5 protein-coding genes are annotated in these 5,327 nt (G+C 78.2%); all 5 read right to left on the reverse strand.

Annotated elements, in window-relative coordinates; translation table 11 throughout:
- Positions 1-145: 145 nt before the first annotated feature.
- On the reverse strand, positions 146-664 hold the full coding sequence (locus ACRYR7_RS23985; protein WP_432574792.1) for a dihydrofolate reductase: 519 nt from the start codon (positions 662-664) through the stop codon (positions 146-148).
- A gap of 32 nt (positions 665-696) precedes the next feature.
- Complete coding sequence (locus ACRYR7_RS23990) at positions 697-1,497, reverse strand: thymidylate synthase (protein WP_432574794.1); 801 nt, start codon at positions 1,495-1,497, stop codon at positions 697-699.
- A 94-nt stretch (positions 1,498-1,591) separates the two neighbouring features.
- On the reverse strand, positions 1,592-3,931 hold the full coding sequence (locus tag ACRYR7_RS23995) for an EAL domain-containing protein (protein WP_432574795.1): 2,340 nt from the start codon (positions 3,929-3,931) through the stop codon (positions 1,592-1,594).
- A 103-nt stretch (positions 3,932-4,034) separates the two neighbouring features.
- Positions 4,035-4,964, reverse strand: coding sequence for a hypothetical protein (locus tag ACRYR7_RS24000; RefSeq protein ID WP_432574797.1), 930 nt, complete (start codon positions 4,962-4,964; stop codon positions 4,035-4,037).
- Positions 4,965-4,993: 29 nt separating this feature from the next.
- On the reverse strand, positions 4,994-5,327 hold a 334-nt coding region (locus ACRYR7_RS24005; RefSeq protein ID WP_432574798.1), incomplete at its 5' end, for a diguanylate cyclase domain-containing protein.

Consider the following 5,327-nt stretch of genomic DNA (forward strand, 5'->3'; position numbering starts at 1 on the left):
CCTGGCCGGCGTCCTAATACTAGAATTGCGAGACCAACACCCACACCACCACCCCCGCCCGCCCCGCCGCCCCCCCCCCCCCCCCCCCCCCGGGGCTCCACGGTCGCACGCCGCGGCGGCCGGCGCGAGGGGTCCAGCGCGGTCCTCAGCCGGCCGCGCGCTCCAGCGTCCTGATCCGGAAGCGCGGCCCGGCGCTGGAGGTGGCCCACCCCGCGGCGGGCTCCTGCGCGCGCAGCACCCAGCCCGGCCCGACCTGCGGGGCGGTGGTGTCGCCGGGCACGCGCACGTCGACGTCGGTGACCACCAGGCGCTGCGCGCGCGCCAGCGCCGCCCGGTACACCTGCCCGCCGCCGGCCACCCACACGTCCCCGGCGGCCAGCGCCGCGTCCAGGGCGGCGTCCAGGTCGTGCACGACCTCGGCGCCGGGGGCGCGGTAGGCGCGGTCGCGGGTGAGCACGACGTTGCGCCGGTCCGGCAGCGGGCGGAAGCGCGGCGGCAGCGACTCCCAGGTGGCCCGCCCCATGAGCACGGTGGTGCCCGTGGTCAGGGCCTTGAAGTGCGCGGTGTCCTCCGGCACCCGCCACGGCAGGGTCCCGCCCCCGCCGATGACGCCGTCGGTGGACTGCGCCCACACCAGCCCCAGCACGCCCACCGCGCCGCCCACCGCGCCGCCCGTCCCGGCCCCGCGCCCGCCGCTCAGACCGCCACCGGCGCCTTGATGGCCGGGTGGTGCGCGTAGCCGACCAGCTCCAGGTCCTCGAAGGAGCGCTCCAGCAGCGGCGCCGGGCGCACCCGCAGCTCGGGGAAGGGGTGCGGGTCGCGGCTGAGCTGCTCGGCGACCTGCTCGACGTGGTTGTCGTAGACGTGCACGTCCCCGCCGGTCCACACCAGGTCGCCCACGGCCAGGCCCACCTCGTCGGCCACCAGGTGCGTCAGCAGCGCGTAGGAGGCGATGTTGAAGGGCACGCCGAGGAAGAGGTCGGCGCTGCGCTGGTACACCTGGCACGACAGGCGCCCCTCGGCGACGTGGAACTGGAACAGCGCGTGGCACGGGGCCAGCGCCATCCTGCCCAGCTCGGCCACGTTCCACGCCGAGACGACCATGCGCCTCGAGTCCGGGTCGGTGCGCAGGGTGTGCAGCACCTGGGCGATCTGGTCCACGTGCCGGCCGTCCGGGGTGGGCCAGGAGCGCCACTGCACGCCGTACACCGGGCCCAGCTCGCCGTGCTCGTCGGCCCACTCGTCCCAGATGCTCACGCCGCGCTCCTGCAGCCAGCGCACGTTGGAGTCCCCGCGCAGGAACCACAGCAGCTCCAGGGCCACGGACTTGAAGTGCACCCGCTTGGTGGTGATCAGCGGGAAGCCGGCGGTCAGGTCGTAGCGCAGCTGGGCGCCGAACCACGAGCGGGTGCCGGTGCCGGTGCGGTCCGCCTTCGGCGTGCCGTTCGCCGCGACGTGCCGCAGCAGGTCCTCGTACTGGGTGTCGACGCGAGCCACGGGGCGAGAGTTTAGGCGGCGGCGGGCACCGGCGGGGCCAGCGCCGGTCCCGCCGCCGCTCCCGCCGCCGACACCGCCGCCGCTCCCGCGGGGGTCAGGCCGGGACCCGGCCGCGGGCGGCCAGCAGCTCCTCGAAGCGCTCGGCCGGGGCCGGGCGGCCCAGCAGGTAGCCCTGCACGAGGTCGCAGCCCAGCGCGCGCAGCGCCCGGCGCTGGTGCTCGTGCTCCACGCCCTCGGCGACGACCACCAGGTCCAGGGCGTGCGCCATGGACACCACGGCGTCCACGATGCGCAGGTCCCCGGGCCCCTCCCCCAGGCGCGCGGTGAACGAGCGGTCGATCTTGACCACGTCCACCGGCAGGGTGCGCAGCGTCGCCAGGCTGGAGTAGCCGGTGCCGAAGTCGTCGATCGCCACGCGCACCCCGCGCCGGCGCAACCGGCCCAGGATCGAGCGGGCCGCCTCGGGGTCGACCATGACGGCCGACTCGGTGATCTCCAGGCCCAGGGCCGTGCCCGGCAGGTCCGCCTCCGCCAGGGCGGCGGCGACGACGTCCACGAAGCCCTCGTCGCCGAGCTGGTGCGGGGAGACGTTGACCCACACGGTCAGCTCCCGCGCCCCGGGGTGCTCCGCGCGCCAGCGCGCCAGCTGGGCGCAGGCCCCGGTGAGCACCCGGCGCCCCAGCTCCACGACGAGCCCGCTGCCCTCGGCGACGGGGACGAACTCCGCCGGCGGGACCGGCCCGACGCCCGGGCGCGTCCAGCGCAGCAGCGCCTCGCACCCCACCAGACGCCCCGAGACGGTGTCCACCTCGGGCTGGTAGTGCAGGTGGAACTCGTCGGTGCCCACCGCCTCGCGCAGCGCCAGGGCCAGCTCGCGCCGGGACGCCGAGCGGGTGCGCACCTCCGCGTCGTAGCGGTGCACGCGGGCGCGGCCGGACTGCTTGGCCGCGTGCATCGCCTCGTCGGCGTCGCGCAGCAGCAGGTCCGGGTCGCGGGTGCCGCTCAGGGCGCTGGTGGTCAGGCCGGTGCTGACCGACAGGTGCACCACGTGGCCGGGCACGTGCACGGGCAGCGCGAAGCACGCCGCCACCCGCTCGGCGGCGCGCTGCACCTCGCCCGGCTCCACGTCGGGCAGCACGAGGGTGAAGGCGTCGCCGGCGAAGCGGCAGGCGACGTCGCGCGGGCGCAGCTCCGCGCGCAGCGCGTCGGCCGCCGCGGCCAGGTAGGCGTCGCCGGCGGCGTGGCCCAGGGAGTCGTTGACCAGCTTGAAGTGGTCCACGTCGCACAGCAGCACGGCGTGCACGGTCCCGGGGGCGGGCGGGTCGGCGAGCACGGCGCGCAGGCGCTCCAGGAACGCGGCGCGGTTGAGCAGCCCGCTCACCGTGTCCACGGTGGCCAGGCGCACCAGCTGCCGGCCGGAGCGGTCGCGCTCGACCGCCACCCGCGTCAAGTCGCGCAGGGCCGGCACCACGCCGTCCACCGGCACCGGCCCGGGGGTGCGCCGGTAGAGCGCGAACGTGCCCAGCGGGGTGCCGTCGCCGTCCAGCACCGGCAGCGAGGTGCACGACGCCAGGCCGTGCTCGGCGGCCAGCTCGCGGTAGTCGGCCCACTCAGGGGCGGTGGCGATGTCGTCGCTGGCCACCACCGCGCAGCGGTGCATCGCAGTGCCGCAGGAGCCGACGCCCTCGGCGACGGGCAGCCCGTCCACGGCGGCGCGGTAGGCGGCCGGCAGGCTCGGGCCGGCGCCGTCGCGCATGGTGGTGCCGTCCTCGTCGAGCAGCATCACCCCGCACAGCACGTCCGGGCCCAGCAGCGCCTCGACGTGGCGGGCCAGCCGGTCCAGCACCCGCGGCAGGGGGTGGCCGGCGGCCACCGCCTGCAGGACGTCGCGCTGCGCCTCGAGCAGGCGGGCGTCGCGCTCGTGCGCGGCGACCCGGCGGCGCAGGGCCAGCAGGGTGCGCACCAGGTGCGCCTGGCTGCGCAGCACCTCGCGGTCCTCGACGCTGAAGCGGCGCGGGTGCCGGTCGGCCACGGACAGCGCGCCCAGCACGAAGCCGTCCTCGTCGGACAGCGGCACGCCCAGGTAGGAGCGCACCGAGCCGCGCGCCGCGAAGGGGTGGTGGCGGAAGACGGGGTGGGCGCGGGCGTCGACCACGCTCAGGGGCCTGCCGGTGGCGATGACGTGGGCGCCGGGGCTGAGCTCGTCGGGCAGCTCGGCGACCCGCGCGCGCAGGCCCCGCTCGGCGGGGAAGGAGTGCCGGCCCGGGCGCACCAGCTCGACCGCCGCCACGGGCGCGCGCAGGACGCGGGCCACGTGGGCGACGACGTCCTCCAGGTCGGCGACCCGTCCGGGCCCGTCCAGGCCGCAGGCGTCCACCGCGGCCAGGCGCGCGGGGTCGGCGACCGCCGCGCGCAGCCGCTCCAGGTCCCTCACGAGCGCCCCGAGGGGGCGGCCGGGCGGCGCGCACCCGCCGGGAGGTCGCCCCTCAGGCGACTGTGCGCACTCGACTCCACACTCCCAGTATGCGCGCGGTGGCTCAGCCCGCGAGGTGCTCGTCGAAACCGGCGTCGTCCTCCGCCTCGCCGCGCACCACCGCCGCCAGCCGCGCCAGCCACGCCGCCCCCGCCACGTCGTGCACGCTGCGCCACGACGCCAGCACCGGGTACGGGGTCTGCGGCACCCCGTCGGCGGGGCGCACGTCCACGTGGGCGACCTCGTGGCCCTGCGCGTGCAGCCAGTCCGCCATCGCGTAGTCCGTGCGCGAGTCGCCCGCCGTGCGCCACGCCCGCGGCAGCGGCCCGTCCTGCGCCAGCAGGCGCAGCGCGGTGGCCGCGCCGCGGTCCTTGCCCAGCAGCACCGACTCCACGTCGGTGGAGATGATCGTGGGGTCCACCCGCCAGTCCACCCGCCCCGCCGCGTCCGGGCGGCGCACCCCGCGGCGCTCCGCGCCCAGGCCCAGCCCGGCCAGCACGTCCAGGGCCGCCGCGTCGTAGCGCTCCTGCGCCTCCAGGTACGCCGCGCTGGGCACCTCCACGCGCTGCTCGATCGAGACCATCGCGTGCTTGCCGGCGTCCACGAACATCGTGTCCGCGAAGTCGCGCCGGGCCAGGTCCTCCAGCGCCCGCACGGCCGCCGGCGGCACCGCCACGTCCGCGTCCACGTGCAGCGGCCCGGCCCCCCCGGGCGCGACCGAGAAGTGCACCGCGCCCTTCTCGCACACCGCGTGCAGCCGCGCCCGCTCCGGCAGGCCCCGCGCCAGCAGCGGGGCGAGCACGTTCTCGCGCAGGAAGGCGTCCGAGCGGCCGGTGTTGAAGACCACCGGCACGCCCGCGGCGAGCAGCTCCAGCAGGCTGTCCAGCAGGCCCGGCGCGCTGACCGTGCGGGTCACCGGGCTGGCGATGGGGCCGTCGACGTCCAGGAGCAGGCCGAACGGGGGTGCGTCGGGGGTGCGGGTCACACCCGGCATCCTGGCGCACCGGCCCCGCGCGCCCGCCCTCAGCCGCCGGCGGGCGCCTGCGCCAGCACGGGGCCGCCCCCGGCGCGCTTGGCGCGGTACATCGCCTCGTCCGCCGCGCGCAGCACCGCCGGCACCGCCGCCGCGCCCGCCCCCGCGGGCACCGGCGCCACGCCGGTGCTGGCGGTCACGCGCGCGTCGTAGGCCTCCACCCGCACCGGCTCGGCGACCGCCCGCTCCAGGCGCCGCGCGCACGCCAGCGCCTCGGCCGGGTCCAGCGCGGCGGCGGGCCCGGCGGGCCGCAGCCCCGCGCACCCGACCCCGCCCCCCCCCCCCCCCCCCCCCCGCCCCCCGCCCCCCGCCGGCACCACCCCC

This window comes from Kineococcus gurbantunggutensis (assembly GCF_050871925.1).
In the GTDB taxonomy this organism is placed as follows: domain Bacteria; phylum Actinomycetota; class Actinomycetes; order Actinomycetales; family Kineococcaceae; genus Kineococcus.